At 72.2% G+C, this 16,393-nt stretch carries 14 protein-coding genes; 5 read left to right on the plus strand and 9 right to left on the minus strand.

The features are described from left to right. The 5 genes from RM609_RS00050 to RM609_RS00070 all read right to left on the minus strand — a co-directional run bounded on the left by RM609_RS00050 (position 1) and on the right by RM609_RS00070 (position 5,226). Entirely contained in the window at positions 1 to 1,263 is a 1,263-nt protein-coding gene (locus tag RM609_RS00050) for a M20 metallopeptidase family protein (protein ID WP_311606778.1), read from the minus strand. A 112-nt stretch (positions 1,264 to 1,375) separates the two neighbouring features. After that, complete coding sequence (locus RM609_RS00055) at positions 1,376 to 2,236, minus strand: geranyl diphosphate 2-C-methyltransferase (protein WP_311606779.1); 861 nt, start codon at positions 2,234 to 2,236, stop codon at positions 1,376 to 1,378. Between the two features lie 40 nt (positions 2,237 to 2,276). Then, entirely contained in the window at positions 2,277 to 3,509 is a 1,233-nt protein-coding gene (locus RM609_RS00060; RefSeq protein WP_311606780.1) for a family 2 encapsulin nanocompartment cargo protein terpene cyclase, read from the minus strand. A 321-nt stretch (positions 3,510 to 3,830) separates the two neighbouring features. Next, positions 3,831 to 4,418, minus strand: a complete 588-nt coding sequence (locus RM609_RS00065) for an HdeD family acid-resistance protein (protein WP_311606781.1) — start codon at positions 4,416 to 4,418, stop codon at positions 3,831 to 3,833. Between the two features lie 139 nt (positions 4,419 to 4,557). Beyond that, positions 4,558 to 5,226, minus strand: a complete 669-nt coding sequence (locus RM609_RS00070; protein WP_311606782.1) for an HNH endonuclease family protein — start codon at positions 5,224 to 5,226, stop codon at positions 4,558 to 4,560. A 169-nt stretch (positions 5,227 to 5,395) separates the two neighbouring features. On the opposite strand from RM609_RS00070, the gene RM609_RS00075 reads away from it, so the two are divergent. Continuing rightward, positions 5,396 to 6,421 (plus strand): YdcF family protein, encoded by a 1,026-nt coding sequence (locus RM609_RS00075; RefSeq protein WP_311606783.1) that lies wholly within the window; start codon positions 5,396 to 5,398, stop codon positions 6,419 to 6,421. Between the two features lie 30 nt (positions 6,422 to 6,451). Here RM609_RS00075 and RM609_RS00080 read toward each other — a convergent pair whose 3' ends face one another. Then, positions 6,452 to 7,285 (minus strand): hypothetical protein, encoded by an 834-nt coding sequence (locus tag RM609_RS00080; RefSeq protein ID WP_311606784.1) that lies wholly within the window; start codon positions 7,283 to 7,285, stop codon positions 6,452 to 6,454. 116 nt (positions 7,286 to 7,401) lie between these two features. Then, complete coding sequence (locus RM609_RS00085; RefSeq protein WP_311606785.1) at positions 7,402 to 8,772, minus strand: erythromycin esterase family protein; 1,371 nt, start codon at positions 8,770 to 8,772, stop codon at positions 7,402 to 7,404. 154 nt (positions 8,773 to 8,926) lie between these two features. Between RM609_RS00085 and RM609_RS00090 the strand changes: the two genes are divergently transcribed. Beyond that, positions 8,927 to 10,303, plus strand: a complete 1,377-nt coding sequence (locus tag RM609_RS00090) for an erythromycin esterase family protein (RefSeq protein WP_311606786.1) — start codon at positions 8,927 to 8,929, stop codon at positions 10,301 to 10,303. A 142-nt stretch (positions 10,304 to 10,445) separates the two neighbouring features. Next, positions 10,446 to 12,029, plus strand: coding sequence for an FAD-binding oxidoreductase (locus RM609_RS00095; protein ID WP_311607621.1), 1,584 nt, complete (start codon positions 10,446 to 10,448; stop codon positions 12,027 to 12,029). On the opposite strand, the gene RM609_RS00100 is transcribed toward RM609_RS00095, so the two are convergent. Together RM609_RS00100 and RM609_RS00105 are read right to left on the minus strand one after the other, a co-directional pair. Continuing rightward, positions 11,965 to 12,699 (minus strand): response regulator transcription factor, encoded by a 735-nt coding sequence (locus tag RM609_RS00100; protein ID WP_311606787.1) that lies wholly within the window; start codon positions 12,697 to 12,699, stop codon positions 11,965 to 11,967. The genes RM609_RS00095 and RM609_RS00100 overlap by 65 nt on opposite strands. Then, complete coding sequence (locus tag RM609_RS00105; RefSeq protein WP_311606789.1) at positions 12,696 to 13,946, minus strand: sensor histidine kinase; 1,251 nt, start codon at positions 13,944 to 13,946, stop codon at positions 12,696 to 12,698. The genes RM609_RS00100 and RM609_RS00105 overlap by 4 nt, the downstream gene beginning before the upstream one ends. Before the next feature lie 157 nt (positions 13,947 to 14,103). Between RM609_RS00105 and RM609_RS00110 the strand changes: the two genes are divergently transcribed. Further along, positions 14,104 to 15,018, plus strand: coding sequence for a CPBP family intramembrane glutamic endopeptidase (locus tag RM609_RS00110; RefSeq protein ID WP_311606790.1), 915 nt, complete (start codon positions 14,104 to 14,106; stop codon positions 15,016 to 15,018). A 200-nt stretch (positions 15,019 to 15,218) separates the two neighbouring features. Further along, positions 15,219 to 16,355, plus strand: a complete 1,137-nt coding sequence (locus RM609_RS00115; RefSeq protein WP_311606791.1) for a methyltransferase — start codon at positions 15,219 to 15,221, stop codon at positions 16,353 to 16,355. The last annotated feature ends 38 nt before the right edge of the window (positions 16,356 to 16,393 follow it).

Consider the following 16,393-nt stretch of genomic DNA (forward strand, 5'->3'; position numbering starts at 1 on the left):
TCAGGTGGCTGCGCTCGGGTCAGCGTGCCATGGCGCGGCCCCCGGGGCCATGGCGAGGAAGCCCTCGGCGACCGCGCAGTACGCCGCGACGCCGACGGCGAGGGCCTGCTCGTCGTACACCACGCGGTCGGAGTGGTTGTCGGGGACCGTCCCGGGCACCGCGCCCGGCGGGCACGCGCCGAGGAATGCCATCGCCCCGGGAACGCGGCGCAGCACGTAGGAGAAGTCCTCCCCTCCCATGGTGGGGTGGGGAAGGTCGTGCACGGCGGACGGTCCCAGGACGGCGGAGACCGCCTGCCGGACGCCGGCGGTGAAGGCCGGGTCGTTGCGCACCGGAGGGTAGCCCTCGGGCAGGTCGACCTCGGCGGTCATGGCATGGGCGGCGGCCACGCCGTGGGCCACCCGGGCGATGCCCTCGCGCACGGTGCGGCGGCTCGCTTCGGAGAGCGTGCGGTAGGTGCCGACCAGTTGGGCGGTCTCGGGGATGACGTTGAACGCGCGGCCGGCCGTGACGGTGGTGATCGTGAGGACGGCCGGTTCGAAGACGTCGACGGTCCGCGTCACCATGGTCTGGAGGGCCTGGACGATCTCGCAGGCGACGGGGACGGGGTCGAGAACCCTGTGCGGGCCGGCCGCGTGTCCGCCGCGCCCGCGGACGGTGATCCGTACGGTGTCGGCGGCGGCGTACTGGGTGCCGGCCCGGAGGCGGACGGTGCCGGAGGCGTGACGGGCGTTGATGTGCAGGGCGAACGCCCCGTCGACCGGGGGGTCGTCCGTGCCGCCCAGCACCCCTTCGTCGATCATGCGCTGGGCGCCGCCGCCGAGTTCCTCGGCGGGCTGGAACATGAACACCACGCGCCCGGCGAGCCGTTCCCGGCGGGACGCGAGCAGTCGTGCCGCCCCAATGAGCATGGCGGTGTGGGTGTCGTGGCCGCACGCGTGCATCACGCCGGGTGTCCGTGACGCGAAGTCGAGGCCGGTGTTCTCCTGTTGCGGCAACGCGTCCATGTCCGCGCGCAGCAGGACGGTCCGCCCGGGGCGCCGTCCTTCGAGCACGGCCACGACGGAGCTCAGGCCCCGGCCGGGGGTCGCCGTCAGGTCCGGGCCGGCGAGCGCGTCCAGGACCGTGCGCTGGGTGCGGGGCAGGTGCGTGCCCAGCTCCGGGGCGCGGTGGATGCGGCGGCGCACGGCTATGACGTCCGGCAGGAGCTTGCGGGCCTCGGCGAGCAGCTCCGGCCCCGGGATCCCGTCCTTCTCGCTCATGCGGGTCATCGAAACACATCGAAGCGCCCTTGGAAACAAGGGCGTTGGGGTGTGTGGGGGCGTTCCGGTCCCCGGCGGCGGGCCGCGGGGGACCGGAGGGGGCCGGCCGGGGTCAGACGCGGTCGGCGGCGATCAGCAGGTACTGGAAGCTGCCGTCCTTGTACGCGGTCAGGAACGCCTTCTCGATGCCCGTGGCCAGCGGCGACTGGGCGCGCAGCTCCCAGTACGGGATCGTGGCCTCGGTGAGGTCCACGACGGCGGCCGGGACGAGCCGGTTGGCCGCCATCTCCTTGAAGTAGCTGCTGCGCGGGTGGATGTCGCAGATGTAGTGGGCGTTGATCTCGCTGACGGCCCTGGACGGCAGTCCGTAGGTGTCGTTGTAGCAGCCGGTGATGGTCACGTAACGGCCGCCGTGCCGGAGCATCCGCGAGTACTCCGGGAACAGCTGGGAGAGGTCCACGTACATGGTGCTCTCGTTGTTCCAGATGGCCCGGAAGCGGCCGCTCTCGAACCCGGTGTCCAGCATGTTCTTCAGGTGGAAGCGCACCTTGTCGGACACGCCGTGCTTCTCGGCCTGCTCGTTGGCGAACGCGACCTGCGTCTCCGAGATGGAGACGCCGTCGACGTGGCAGCCGAACCGGCGGTTGGCGACGAGGCTGCCGCCGCCGCGACCCGACCCGGAGTCCATCAGGCGGTCGTCGGGGGTGACGGTGCCGAGGTGGTTGAGCAGGATCTCCGCCTGGGCGCACTCCAGGCGGTGGAGTTCGGCGGTGATCCGCTCGTCGCGGGTCTCCTCGGGCCCCTCCAGGACGGACCAGTCGACGTCGCCGACGCCGTAGTGGTGGTGGTAGATGCCGTCCACCTCGCCGAGCCGGAGATTGACCGGGTTCTTCTCCCGGTTCCAGTAGTCCGCGACGGACCGCTGGTAGGCACTGGCGAGAACCGAGGCGGGGCTGATCTCCTGAATGGTCACCGTGTCTTCTCTTTCCGCTTGCCGATGAACTGCTGGGGATTCACTGGGTCGATGCGCCGTGGTACCGGGGACTGGTCGCGTGCCATTCCTTGCTCCCGCCCATCCAGGCCCACAGCCCGGCGAGATAGCGCCGGAGCTCGGGGGAACCGGCCGCGCTCAGGACGGCGCACTCGGCTTCCACCGTGTGCATCAGCTCGTCGTGGATGCACGCCGCGCGGTTCACGGCCTCCTGGAGCGAGCAGTTGTCCTCCGCGGCGATGAGGTTGGGCAGATTGGTGTCGGTGGGGTCTTCCTTGGTCATCGAGTAGAGGTCGTTGAGCAGCACGTTGGCCGTACCGGCGTACAGATACGTGCGGCGTACGCGCGCGTCGGCGAACTCGGCGGCGGGGAGCTCGTAGCCGCCGACGGGGTCAATGAGGACCATGCACGGGTAGAAGGCGTTCTCGTAGCGGTGCAGCAGGTACTCCCACACGGCGGGCCGCCGCCCGGAGCTGCGCCACTCCCCCTCCTGGTTGTAGCCCACGAACATCACGGCCAGTTCATGGCGCAGCCGGGCCACCTGGGTGGGGCTGGCGATGCGCGCCAGGTGGTCGAGGCAGGAGCGGAAGGCGCGCAGGACGGGCTCCTTGCGCACGATGTTCTCGAACTGCGCGAGGTAGCGGGCCGGGAGCCGGACGGGGTCGACCACGGCGTGGGCCAGGGCCATGCGGGTGCCGATCAGCTCCGGTGTGGTGTCCTCGCCCTCGTCGACCCAGTGGTCGTCGACGGCCCATTCGGCCAGTCCGCAGCGGGCGGCGGTGAGGATCCGCTCGGGGTCGTCGGTGCCGGGGTGGGCGAGCATGAACAGCCGCCCGAAGTTGTGGGAGCGCAGCCGCTCCAGCCGGCCCCGGAAGATGCCGACCTCCTCGGCCCATTCGACGAGCCGGTTGTTCACCTCCTCGCCGAGGGCGGGGTCGTCGCGCTCGGCGTCCGGGCAGTAGAGCGGCGGTACGCGCACGGTGGGACCGGAGGCGCCAGAGGAGTCCCCGGAGCCGTCGGAGTGCCCTTCCGCGGGCTGCTCGGGGGGCGGCACGGCGACGGGCGGCGCGGGGAGGGCGAGGTCCGTGCGGAACAGGCGGGCGGCCGAGGTGCCCAGCCCCATCGGCCCGGCGAGCAGGTCGCGCAGCGCGTCGACGACGGCCGGTGCCGCCTCGGCGGCGTCGGCGGGGTCGTCCGGGCTGGGGGCGGTCGGCGTACCCGCACCGAGCGGAGCAGCGCCGTTGAGCCGGTTCATCCGGGGGTCCCTTCGCTACGCGTGCGGACACCGTGAACGGCCGTTCACGGTGCCGGAGTTCTCGGGTGTGGACCCCGCCCGACGGCGTGCGGACATGACCGTCACCCCCATCGGCCGCCGTGCCACCCCCCGACCAGGCCACGCAGCAGAGTGGCGGACGCATGGGCGTCCGCGCAGCATCGGCGGCGCGCGTTCATCCGTACGTAGCTGAGTATGTTTATCGGGTCGAAGTGTGGTGCAGATACGGCGGAAGGGCCTCGCGCCCACGAGGGGCACGGGCCCGTTCCCGCCGGGCGGGACTCAGCCCGTCGCTTTCTTGAGTCAGCCCGTCGCCTTCTTGAGGAGGCCGCGCAGCTGGATGGCGTGGAAGACCTCGAAGACGCCCATGACGACCAGGAACACTCCGGTCACCAGGGTGAGCACGGTGATCGACCGGAAGGGCAGGTCGATCATCAGGACTCCGGCCAGGATGTTGAGGAAGCCGACGAACACCTGCCAGCCGCGGGCGGGCATGCCCTTGGCCGACAGTGCCACGCCCGCCAGCATCACTCCGCGCAGCAGCCAGCCGAACCCGATCCACAGGGCGAGCAGCAGGATCGACCGGGCGGGCTCGCGGAAGCACAGCAGGCCGAGCAGGACGCACAGGGCGCCGCTGACGAAGCCCAGCACGCGCAGGGCGCCGGGAATGTACGCGCTGAAGGCGCCGGCGAGCTGGAAGGCGCCGATCACCAGCAGATAGAGGCCGAAGAGGACCCCGACGACCGTCAATGACGCCTCGGGCCAGGCCAGCACGATCGCGCCCAGGGCCACCGAGGCGATGCCGGCGCCCAGCAGGGCCTGCCAGCCCGCGTGCGCCAGTCGGCTGAGGTCCCCGTGGAGTCCTTGGGATTCGTCGAGGGAGAAAGTCATGGCACGCGCTCCCTACTTGATCGCCCCTTCGTCCAGATTTGCACGGATACCGCATGCCGACAACACGACGGGGAGGGACCGGCCCTTTCCGGTCCCTCCCCGCGCGGCCCCCCGGCCCGGCCCTGCTGGACGCGGCCCGTCAGTCGCAGGTGTCGAGCATCGAGATCAGCTTCTCCTTCTCGGGCTGGGTGACGCTCAGCCCGTACAGGCTCTTGATGTGCCCCCAGGCCCGGGAGTAGGTGCACCAGTAGTCCTGGTTGGGCGGCGACCACTGGTCCGGCGACTGGTCGCCCTTGGAGCGGTTGGAGGAGGCGGAGACGGCGTACAGCTGGGGGTTGTCCAGGTCGTTGGCGAACGCCTTCCGTCTGTCGGTGGTCCAGGTGTCCGCGCCGCTGCGCCACGCGTTGGCCAGCGGCACCATGTGGTCGATGTCCACCTTGGACGCCGCGTCGAGGGTCTTGTCGTCGTACGGGCTGTACCAGCTGCCCGCGACGGCGCGGCACATCGAGTCCTGTGTGACGCCCGAGCCGTCCCGCGACAGGACCACCTCACGGGTGTCGCACTCCCCGTGCTGCTTGATCCAGTGTGGGAACCTCGCCCGGGAGTAGCCCGTCATCGAATGCGGCGGTTCCACCTTGAGCCCGTCCAGCTCGGTGCGGACCGCGTCCGCCGCCGGGGGCTCCGGCGATACCCGGTGGGAGGACGTCGAGGGGGCGGAGACCGCCGGCGCGGCGACGGGCGGGGCCATGACGGCGGCCAGGCCCAGGGCAGCGGCGGCGGCGCGCCGCCAGGCGCGAGAAGTGATCATGCGCAAACACTTAGTGGCCGCGACGGGCCCGCCCGACCCATTCGTCCGTCCGAGGGCGCGCTGGCACTCTTACCTTCAAGAAGGCCGGTCGGCCCGGCATTTCGTCCGATGACTCCGGTCGCCGCGTCACCATGTTCAGACACATCGTCACACCGCGTACGATGCAGTCGTGATCGCGTATGCTCCCGCAGCCCTGTTCCTTCTCCTTTTCGGCATCGGCGTATTGCGCGACCGGCGGCGCTTCAGCAACGCGGTTCATTTCGGGCTCACCTGTATATGCCTGCTGTTCGGCTTGTTGTTCAGTCTGCTGCGCGCGGCCGCGGCGGGTGGCGACCGCGGTGTGCACGCCCTGGAGTGGATCGCGGCCGGGCTCCTCCTGATCCCCTTCCTCGGCGCCTTCGTGCTGCCGGCGCTACTGCTGGCCAACGGTGTGAAGATGATCCGCAAGGAGGGGCGGCGCCCGGCCAATCTGCTGTCCTTCCTCGCCGGTCTCGGCATCTTCGGCCTCATCGGCCTGACGATCGCGTCCGCCGCCACCCGCTCCCGGAACTTGACGATCGTCACGGGCACCACCGTGATGATCGCCGCCTATGTGTCGTTCCTGTTCTTCTGTTTCATCGGATACGCCTTCCTGTACGGCTGGATGCGGCCGCGCCGGAACGTCGACTTCGTGGTGGTGCTCGGCTCCGGCCTCATCGGCGGGACGAAGGTGCCGCCCCTGCTCGCCAGCCGGCTGGAGCGCGGGCGCAAGGTGTACGAGCGGCAGGCGGCGCGCGGCAATCCGCCCGTTCTCATCACCTCGGGCGGCCAGGGCCCGGACGAGAAGCTTCCGGAATCCCACGCCATGGCCGACTACCTCACCGAACGCGGCTTCCCCGCCGAGCACGTCCGGCGCGAGGACAAGTCCCGTACCACCGAGGAGAATCTCCTCTACAGCAAGGCGATCATGACAGAGGCCAAGCCCGGCTACCGCTGCGTGATCGTCACCAATAACTTCCACGCCTTCCGGGCCGCGCTCATGGCCCGCAAGACCGGCGTCAACGGCCAGGTCGTCGGCTCCCCGACGGCCGCGTACTTCTGGCCGAGCGCGACGATCCGGGAATTCGTCGCGGTCTTCCTCAACCACAAGCTCGTCAACTTCACCATCTGCGGGCTGCTCGCCCTCTTCGGCCTGGCGGCCGTGTTGATCCACTGAGCCGACGGGCCGCTTGACAGGCGCCGGCGGTCAGTCCCAGTCCACGGCGGGCCGGGCCTCGTGGAGGACGGCGTGGTAGTACCCCTCCGCCTCGCGCCCGGCGGGGTCCAGTCCGGCCGCCGCGAGGCTCTCCAGGGTGCGCCGCCGCTCGTCCGGGTCGGTGAAGCGACGCTGCCGGTGGGAGTCCCCGGACGGCCGGGTGACCAGTCCGTACCGCCGCAGCACCGTCTCGACGGGCCGGAAGTCGACGGGCCGTACCACGAACGCCGCCACCCAGGCCCGCCCGCCGGACGGGGCGAGGACGGTGTCGAACGTGCGCGGCCCGATGTAGCTCAGCCCGCCCGTGACGGTGATCAGGCCCGCCGGGGCGAGCGCCTCGGCCAGGGCGGCGCCCGCCGGTACGGTCTCCAGGTTCGCGGCGAAGGCGGTGTCCAGCAGGCCGACGGCCGCCGCGTAGCCGACGGCCCGGGGCGACGCGTCGATGCCGACGACGGGGACCGCGTCGGCGCGGCGGCGGGTGGCATAGAACTCCTTGTCCGTGGCGATGAGTTCCTCCAGGGACAGCTCCGCCGTCCGCGGGCCCGTGTAGTGCTCGTAGAGTTCCCGCAGCGTGAGGTCGTGGTTGACCAGGGCGGCGTTGATGCCGTACGAGCAGCACAGGTCCACCATGGTGACGGGCTCGCCGGGGTGGAGGCGGGCCCGGTCGGCGAGCACGGCCCGGAAGACGGGCTGGGCGTGGTGGGGGATCTGGTACCGCAGGGGCGCCAGCCGGGCGAAATACGCTCGGGGGTCGGGCCGGTCGTAGATGTCGTCGAAGCTGCTCTTGCCCCAGTGGTCAGCTCTGCCCGCGATGTCCGACGCCATTCCCCGGCCCTTCTGATCGGCTTCCGGTCCGCGTCATGCTTCCCCGGGCCCGCACGGCGCGGAACACGATGGGGGGCGATTCCGGCCGTCCGGGTCATGTACTCGTCGTCGTGCCGTCAGCCCTCCTCACCCGGAAGGCGGTCGGCGGCACGCACCTGGTGGAGGTGGATCAGGGCGTCGAAGCTGCGGCCCAGGGCGACCGGGCGCGGCGGCGAGGGGTAGGCCGTGCCGAAGCTGTAGGTGGGCCGGGCCCGGCGGAACCAGTCGCGGGCCGGCGCCGGTGCGGTGCGCAGGTCCAGGAAGTAGTCGCGCTCGTGTACACGGTCGAGAGTGTGCTCGTTGCTGCCCGGGGCGGCGGGCCCCAGGGCGAACTTCTTGACGTTCTTCCCCAGCGGCTGGTCGTCCGGCCCCGTCGCGTTGAACGAACCCTGGCCGAAGGAGAGTCCGACGGCGACATAGCGTGACCCGAACTGGTCGTGGAGGAAGGCCCCTTGGGACTTCGGGTAGTTCACGGGGTCGTTGCTGACATAGCCGATGTGCCCGTTGTGGGCGGAGAGCAGGACCTTGTCGCCGGTGTTCCGCTGCCACCAGGTGGTGTTGTCGGCCATGACCTGGTCACGGAAGCGCATGGCCGCCGAGACGCCGTCCTGCCGGCCGAAGTCGAAGGCGTACTGTCCGGCCGTCTGCCGCAGCGTCAGCGCGTTCCGCACGGCCCATCGGTACGCCTCGCCCGCCTCGCGGCCCGGGCCCGGCCGCTGCTTCCGCAGCAGGTCCAGGACCCGCTCGGCGCGGGCGGCCTTCTCCTGCCGTTCGGCGAGCGGCTGCTCCAGATAGGCGCGCATGTACGGGCCGGTGGACGTGGCCGGGCGCAGGTCGCGGTAGAGCCCGGTGAGCTCGGGCAGCAGGGCGGGGTGGGCGGCGCGGGCGTAGTCGAGGACCCGGTCGTAGAGGTCGGGGCCGGAGTAGGAGACGTCGTTGCCCATGAACCGGACGGGGTCGCCGGGGTGGGCGACGTTCCAGGAGCGCATCCACTGGACGAGGGAGAGGTATTCCCGGGTGTTCCAGAAGAGGTAGGCGTCCTGGAAGTCCTCGCGCAGGACGCGCTCCGGGTCGCCCTTTCCGTGCAGGACGTAGTCGTTGAGCCTGAGACCGGTGCTCCAGGGGGCTTCCAGGGCGTAGGTCCGGAAGCCGCGGTCCCGCACCAGGTGGCGGAAGACGCGCTGTTTGAGGGTGAAGAACTCATGGGAGCTGTGGGTGGCCTCGCCCATTCCCACGACGCGCGCGTCGCCCACCATGCGGTCCAGGGGGCGCAGGTCGTCCGAGGAGCCGGACGGCTCGGTGGACCGCAGCGGGTGCGCGACGCGCTCGACGGCCCGGACGACGCCGTCGTCGTCATGGCCGGTGGCCGCGATGGCCGGGGTGGTGGCCGCGGTGGCGCCCAGGCAGAGGAAGAGGGTCAGGAAGGCGGACGCTTGACGGTGTCTCATTCGTTTCACACGTCCCAGCGTCCGCTCCGAGAAGGGTCCGGGGCCATCGGGCGCGTCCCCGTCTTCCGGGTGGGGCCGGCCCCACCTCACCGCCCGGTGCGCGAGGCATCAGCCGCCCCAATAGCCACGAAAGTCAACCTGTATAACAGCGTGCATGAGACACATGCACTTACGCCGTTCCGCATCCCTGGCCCTCGCCGTCACCGCGCTCCTGAGCCCGGCGACCGCCGCCACCGCGGTCGCGCGGCCGCAGACCGCCCCGTCCTCCGCCGCTGCCACGACCGCGGCGCCGGACCGTGAGGTGGTCGCCGGGCTGGAGCGGTACGCCCACCGGCTGCGCGGCGCCCAGCCGGGCGGGTCCGGCGCGGACCTGGAGGCCTTCGGGAAGGCGACCCGGGGCGCCTCCATCGTCGGGCTCGGCGAGGTCTCGCACGGTTCGGGCGACATCTTCGCCCTCAAGGACCGGCTGCTGCGGCACCTGGTGACGCGCGAGGGGTTCTCCGCCTTCGCCATGGAGATCAACTGGTCCGCCGCCGCCAGGCTGGACGCCTACGTCCGCACCGGCGAGGGCGACCTGCGGCAGATCATGCGCGACGAGTTCCAGGACGCGTACGGCCTGGACGACACGGAGGAGTACCTGCGGCTGTTCGGCTGGGTGCGCGAGCACAACCGCACCAGCGCGCACCAGGTCCGGATCGTCGGCCTGGACTTCTCCGACGTCGACCCGGAGCAGTACGACGGCATCCTCGCCTGGGCCGGGAAGAACACGCCGGCCCTCGTCCCCGAACTGCGCGAGCGGTACGCGGCGCTCCGCGCCCTGCGCGGCGGGGTCGCCGACCGGCTGGCCGCGTACGGCTCCCTCCCGCTCGCCGAGCGCAAGAAGATCGCCGAGGACGCCGGGGCCGCGTACCGGCTGCTGGAAGGGGCCGGCGAGCGGGACGCCCGGGTGCTCCAGGACGCCCGGGTCGTCTCGCAGATGGCCACGTCCAACGCCTTCGACAGCGACGACCCGGCCCAGGCCCTCGCCGCCAACCGGTACCGTGACCGGACCATGGCCGAGAACGCCGTCTGGTGGCAGCGGAACACCGGCGGCCGGGTCGTCGTCTCGGCGCACGACGGGCACATCTCCTACGACACGGCCCTGCCGCACGTCTACCCCGTCACCATGGGCGCGGACCTGCGCGAACTCGTCGGCAAGGAGTACCTCGCCGTCGGTACGACCGCGTATGGCGGCGCCTACCGGGCCCGCACGGCGACGAACGGTGTGGGATCGTTCCCCTTCGGGCCGGCCGCGCCGGGCAGCAACGAGTACGTCCTCGACCAGGTGCGCCACCGCGACTTCTACGTCGACCTGCGCGAGGCGCGCCGCGATCCGGCCCTGGCCGGGTGGCTGGACACGGCCCGGCCCACCTTTGTGATCCCCGGCCGGTACCCCTACCGGACGGCGTGGCCGCTCGCGCTGGGCCGGGGCTACGACATCGTCATGCACCTCCACGACGTGCGGGCGTCCGTCCCGGTGGCACGGCCGTAGCGGCCGCGCAAGGCGTGGGTCCGTACCGGTGGTGGTGCCCCCTACTCCCCCGGGACGATGCCATCTCCCCTCGGATCCACCACTGTTGAGCCATGCGCTGTTTCCCTGCGTCCAACAATGACAGGAGCATGCCTTGACAGATGTGACACGACGCGGAGTGCTCGCGGGCACGGCGGCGTTAGGGGCGACGGCCGCCGGGCTGTCCGCGCCGGAGGCTGTCGCCGCCGCGCCGGCCCGGTCCGGCCCGGCCACCGTCGGCCCCGACGACACGCGCTACCCGTCGCTCATCCTGCGCGGCAGCAACGCCCGCTTCGTCGGCAGGCCCGACTACATCCGGGTGGCCGACACCACCGGACAGGTCGTCGAGGCCGTGCAGCAGGCCGTGCGCGAGGGCAGACGCATCGCCGTGCGCAGTGGCGGGCACTGCTTCGAGAACTTCGTCGACGACCCCTCCGTCAAGGCCCTCATCGACCTCTCCTCCATGAACACCGTTCATTACGACGCGTCACGGCGGGCGTTCGCGGTCGAGCCGGGTGCCCTGCTCGGCCAGGTGTACCGGCGGCTGTTCACCGAGTGGGGTGTGGCCGTCCCGGCGGGGGCCACCGCCGAGGTGGGGGTCGGCGGGCATGTGCTCGGGGGCGGGTACGGTGCCCTGTCGCGCCGGTACGGGCTGTCCGTCGACCATCTGCACGGCGTCGAGGTCGTGGTCGTGGACGCCTCCGGCAAGGCGTCGAGCGTCGTCGCCACCCGGGACTCCTCCGGCCCCCTGCGCGAGCTGTGGTGGGCGCACACCGGCGGCGGGGGCGGCAACTTCGGCATCGTCACCCGCTACTGGTTCCGGGACCCGGCGGCCACCGGGTCGGACCCCGCCCACCTGCTGCCCCGCCCGCCCGCGTCCGTCCTCACCTTCACCGCCTCCTGGTCGTGGAAGGACCTGGACGAGCGCTCCTTCGCCCGGCTGGTGCGCAACCACGGCACCTGGTACGAGAACAACAGCGCGCCCGGCTCGCCCTACGCGGGGCTGTTCAGCGTGATGATGCTGAACACCCGCAAGATCGGCACCCTCGACCTGGTCGGCCGGCTGGACTCCACCGGCCCCGGAGCGCGGCGGCTCGTGGACGACTACGTGGCAGCGATCGACCAGGGCATCGGGTCCCGGCCCACGGTGAACCAGCAGACCCAGCCCTGGCTCGAGGCCAACGCGAACGTCTCCGAGTCGGCGCCGACGCCCTTCAAGGTCAAGTCCGGTTATCTGCGCCGCCGCTTCACGGACCGTCAGATCGGGGTGCTCCACGAGCACCTCACCGGCAAGGCGGGCGAAGGGCTCGACGGTTCGCTGTGGCTGGTCTCCTACGGCGGGAAGGTCAACACCGTCCCGGTGGAAGCGACGGCCGTCGCGCAGCGGGACTCCATCCTCAAGGCGGTCTATATGGCGGGCTGGAAGGACCCGAAGCACGACGGCGCGGCGGAGCTCGCCTGGGTGCGCGACCTCTACAAGGCCGTGTACGCCGACAGCGGCGGTGTGCCCGCGCCCGGCACCAACAGCGACGGGAGTTTCATCAACTACCCCGACGCCGACCTCGCCGACCCCGCGCTCAACACGTCCGGGACGCCGTGGCACACCCTCTACTACAAGGGCCACTACGCGCGGCTCCAGCGCGTCAAGGCGCACTGGGACCCGAGGAACGAGTTCCGGCACGCGCTGTCCATCCGCCCGCCCCACTGACCGGTCCCTCACCGGCGCCCGCGACGACGTACCCGTATTCGTAGGCCAGGATCACGGCCTGGGTGCGGTTGCGGGCGCCGAGTTTGGTCAGGACATTGCTGACGTGGGTCTTGACCGTCTCCAGGCCGACGACCAGAGCACCGGCGATATCGGTGTTGGACAGGCCCTTCGCCATCAGGCGGAGGATCTCCCGCTCGCGGGCGGTGAGGGCGGGGGTGCCGCGCGGCGGCCGGGGCGGCGGCCCGGGGCGGGCGGCGACGAGCCCGCGGACGCGGTCCGGGAAGAGGAGGGAGTCGGTCGTGGCGACCAGGCGCAGGGCGTGGGCGATCTGTTCGGACGGGGCGCGTTTGAGGACGAAGCCCGCCGCGCCCGCGCGAAGGGCGTCGTAGACGTACGCGTCGTTCTCGAAGGTCGTGATCACCACGACCTTCGGCGGCGCGGGCAGGGCGGTCTGGAGCCGTCGCGTGGCCTCGATGCCGTCGATGCCGGGCATCCGGACGTCCATCAGGACGACGTCCGGGCGCAGTTCCCCGGCGAGGGCCAGGGCCTGGTGGCCGTCGGCCGCCTCGCCGACGACGTCGAGCCCGGGCAGTGCCGAGAGCAGGGTGCGCAGGCCGGTGCGGGTGAGTTCCTCGTCGTCCGCGACGAGGACGGTGACGGTCGTGGTCACGGCGCCTGCCTCAGCGGGATGCGGACGGTGAGCAGCCAGCACGTGCCGTCGGGGTCCGGTCCCGCCTCGGCCTCGCCTTTGAGGAGGTCGACGCGTTCCAGGATGCCGGTGAGGCCCCTGCCGCGCCGTGTTCCGCGTGCCGGCCGCGCGCGGCCCTGGAGCGGGTTGGCGATCTCCAGCTCCAGGAGGGCGGGTGTGACCGTCACGCGCAGGCGGACGGGGGAACGGTCGCCGTGCTTCAGGGCGTTGGTGAGCCCTTCCTGGACGATGCGGTAGGCCTCCCGGGACACGGTCGCGGGGACGCCCGCCGGGTCGCCGGTGACGTCCGCGTGGACGTCGGTCCCCGTCCGGCGGACCCGGTCGGCCAGGGTGTGGAGGTCGGCCAGGGTGAGCGGCGGCGCGGTGGCCGTGCGCTCCTCGCGGAGGATGCCCAGGGCGTGGTCGAGGTCGTCCATGGCGGCGCGGGATACCTCCTCCAGGCCGGTGAGGGCACGGCGGGCGGCGGCCGGGTCGGTGTCCATGAGTCTTCTGGCCACCGCCGCCTGGATGGTGGAGGCCGTCAGGGTGTGGCCGATCGAGTCGTGCAACTCCTGTGCCAGCCGGTTGCGCCGGGCCATCCGTCGCATCTGCGACTCGAGCGCGGCGAGTTGTTCGGCGGGGCCGTGGCCGAGGAGGACGGGGGCGGCGTGCCGGAGGAGGGCGGAGACGGCGGCGCAGGCGTGGCCCGCCAGGAGGAGGAGCGCGGCAGCCGCCGGGAGCGTCCAGAGTCCGCTCGCTCCCCCGGGCACGTCCAGGGGGCGGAAGACCGTGATCCGGTCGCCGCCGTTCAGCCATACGGCGGGCAGGGCGACGGCCGTGCCCAGGGCGAGGGCGGTGACGGCCGTCAGTGCGCCGCCCGCCACGGTGTGCAGGACGAGCCACGTCCCCGTACGGAGCCGGTCGGCGCCGCGTGGGCGCGCCGCCGCGACGGGGGCGGGAAGGCCTGTGCCCAGCAGGCCGTTGGCCAGGCGGATGGAGGCGCTCCGCGCCGGGCGTGGGCAGCCGGCGGCGAGGGTGAGGGCGGCCCACACGGTCAGGAGCATGGCGGTCCGGGCCGGTGCCGGCCAGTCGCGCGGGGCCGTCGCGGCCACGAGCGACGCGGCGGCGAGCGGCAGGAGGCCACCGGCGGCGCCGAGCAGCCCGTGGAGCCAGGTTCGGAGGGTGTCGCCGCTCGTGGGCGGGCGGAACGGACGTATCAGGAGACGCACGCCCGGGAGTATCGCAGTGGCTTCCGGCGGCCCGCCTCCCCCACGCGAGCGATACGTGTGCTCCCCCGCCCACGGGATGTGCCGGCCGGTCCGGCGCACGAGGCTTGCCGGGATTTCGGCATCGGCTTCGTGAGTTTCGTGAGACGGGGGTTCTTTCATGACATCGCAGATCGCGGCGGTGAGCACCGCGACAGAGGTGGGACCGGGTGGTGATCCGGGCGGCCGGAGCGGCGTGGTGGCCTTTCTGGTCATCTGTTTCACAGGGAGCTGGCTCTATCTCTACGCCGCTCACTCGCTGTGGGGGCTGTCGCTGGTCAACCCGCTCGCCCAACTGCCCTTCGGCTTCATGCCCGCGCTCGCCGCGGTGGTGGTGCGCCGCTGGGTGACCCGGGAGGGCTTCGCCGGGGCCGGGCTGAGGCTCCGGTTCCGGAGCGCGTGGCCGTACTACCTCGCCGCGTGGCTGGGGCCGCTGGTCTTCGCCGCCCTGGCCGTGGGGCTGGCGGGAGCGCTGGGGTGGCGGATACCCGGTCCCTCCGCGCTCGCGGACCTCTCCGGCGGGCTGCCCGCCTGGGCGTTCGTCCCGCTGCTCATGGCGGTCGTCCCGCTTCTGACGCCCGTCTACTGGGGAGAGGAGTTCGGCTGGGTCCCATTTCTCAGGCAGCGGCTGTTCCCGGGGCATCCGGTGCGCGCCACCATGGCGACCGGGCTGATCTGGGCGGTGTGGCACTTTCCGCTGGCGTTCACCGGTTACATCGAGTTCTCCGACGTGCCCCTCGGGCTGGCCATCTGGACCGTGTCGTTCCTGTTCCAGGAGGTGCTGCTCGGCTGGCTCTACGACCGCAGCGGCAGCGTATGGGTGGTGTCCCTGGCTCACGGCGGGAACAACATGGTGCTCTCCCTGCTCACCGGCTTCCTCCTCGGTGAACGAGCCGGTCTCGGCGTGAACACCGTGACGCTGCTGACGACGGCTCCGATGGCCCTGGCCTGTGCCGTGATCGCCGTCGGCGCCCGTCGGCGGGCGTCGGCGGGCAAAGTCGCTTGCCCGCAGGCGGACGGCCGTGCGAGCATCTGACAACCCCTCAGTCATAGAAAAGGGCTGCTCGTGACACTCGGCATGGTTCTCGGCGACGTCCCCTCTCGCGCTTCGACGCGGGAGCGGTAGCCCGGCCTGCCCTGACACGACCGCCCGTGCCCCGCACGGGCCGTTCTCCTCCCGCTCCTCGTCGAAGTGCTCTTCGTGCCCCTTGCGCGTTCGATCACGAGGAGTCCCCCGTGTCCACGATCCACTGGACCGAGTCCCACACGTCCTTCTCCGCCCGCTGGCACTCCGAGAACGCGACCCCGCCGCCCGGCCGGGTCGTCGTCGCGGACGACCGGATGACAGCGGACACCGCCCACCGGCTGGCCTGCGAAGGCACGGCACTGCTGTGGCGCGGTGACTTCCACAATGCCCGCCAGTTGCTGCAAGCCATGGGCCGCCGCGTCGACCGGAAGCCTCCCCGGCCGGGCGACAGCCCCGACCGGTCGTTCCTCCTGCACCGCCGGGCCCGCGGGCACCGGGCCCGGGTGCTCGGCCGGCTGCTCGTACTGCTGGAGGACGACCACTCCCTGAGCCTGCGCAGGGCTCCCGACACCCGTCAGGCGTGCGCGGAGGCGTACGGGCCGCCGCGCGGGGCGACGGCGGTCTCCCTCACGGAGTTGCTGGGCGTGCTCGGGGCGTGGCAGTGGCGCCGGAGCGGGGTGGAGGTCCCGGCGCTCGACGCGCGCGTCCATCCGCACTACGGGGTGTTCGCGCCCGTCCGGGGCGAGTACGTCGACCTGGTCGCGCGGGCGCCGCTCCCGGCCCCGGCGCGTGGACGGGCCGGCGGGCGGACGGCGTTCGACCTCGGCACGGGGACGGGGGTGCTCGCCGCCGTGCTGGCGCGCCGGGGCGTCGAGCGGGTCGTGGCCACGGACATCAGCCCGCGCGCGCTGGCCTGCGCCCGTGAGAACGCCCACCGGCTCGGGCTCGCCGGGCGCGTCGAGGTCATGGGCACCCCCGGGCTGTTCCCGGGCGGCCGTGCCGAGCTCGTCGTCTGCAACCCTCCGTGGCTTCCGGGCCGGCCCGCCTCGGCCGTCGAGCAGGGCGTCTACGACCCGGGCAGCGGAATGCTCCACGCCTTCCTGGACGGGCTCGCCTCCCACCTCGTACCCGGCGGGGAGGGGTGGCTCGTCCTGTCCGACCTGGCCGAGCGGCTGGGGCTCAGGACGCGGGGAGAGCTGCTCGCCCGTATCGAGGGCGCGGGGCTGCGGGTGGTGGAGCGGACCGGTACCCGGCCCCGGCATCCCCGGGCGCGGGACACGGCGGACCCCTTCCACGCCGCGCGCGCCGGGGAGGTCACCTCGCTCTGGCGGCTGACCGTCGCGTGAGCGCGAGACGTCGTCGCGTATCCCCCCATCGGTGCCGG

The organism is Streptomyces hesseae (assembly GCF_031845785.1).
GTDB lineage: Bacteria > Actinomycetota > Actinomycetes > Streptomycetales > Streptomycetaceae > Streptomyces > Streptomyces hesseae.

What these genes read in the sequence shown, in the direction of transcription:
- RM609_RS00090 (WP_311606786.1), top strand. Translation starts at nt 8,927, where the DNA reads ATGAGACACATGCACTTACGCCGTTCCGCATCCCTGGCCCTCGCCGTC.
- RM609_RS00065 (WP_311606781.1), bottom strand. Translation starts at nt 4,418, where the DNA reads ATGACTTTCTCCCTCGACGAATCCCAAGGACTCCACGGGGACCTCAGC.
- RM609_RS00070 (WP_311606782.1), bottom strand. Translation starts at nt 5,226, where the DNA reads ATGATCACTTCTCGCGCCTGGCGGCGCGCCGCCGCCGCTGCCCTGGGC.
- RM609_RS00110 (WP_311606790.1), top strand. Translation starts at nt 14,104, where the DNA reads ATGACATCGCAGATCGCGGCGGTGAGCACCGCGACAGAGGTGGGACCG.
- RM609_RS00060 (WP_311606780.1), bottom strand. Translation starts at nt 3,509, where the DNA reads ATGAACCGGCTCAACGGCGCTGCTCCGCTCGGTGCGGGTACGCCGACC.
- RM609_RS00085 (WP_311606785.1), bottom strand. Translation starts at nt 8,772, where the DNA reads ATGAGACACCGTCAAGCGTCCGCCTTCCTGACCCTCTTCCTCTGCCTG.
- RM609_RS00080 (WP_311606784.1), bottom strand. Translation starts at nt 7,285, where the DNA reads ATGGCGTCGGACATCGCGGGCAGAGCTGACCACTGGGGCAAGAGCAGC.
- RM609_RS00050 (WP_311606778.1), bottom strand. Translation starts at nt 1,263, where the DNA reads ATGAGCGAGAAGGACGGGATCCCGGGGCCGGAGCTGCTCGCCGAGGCC.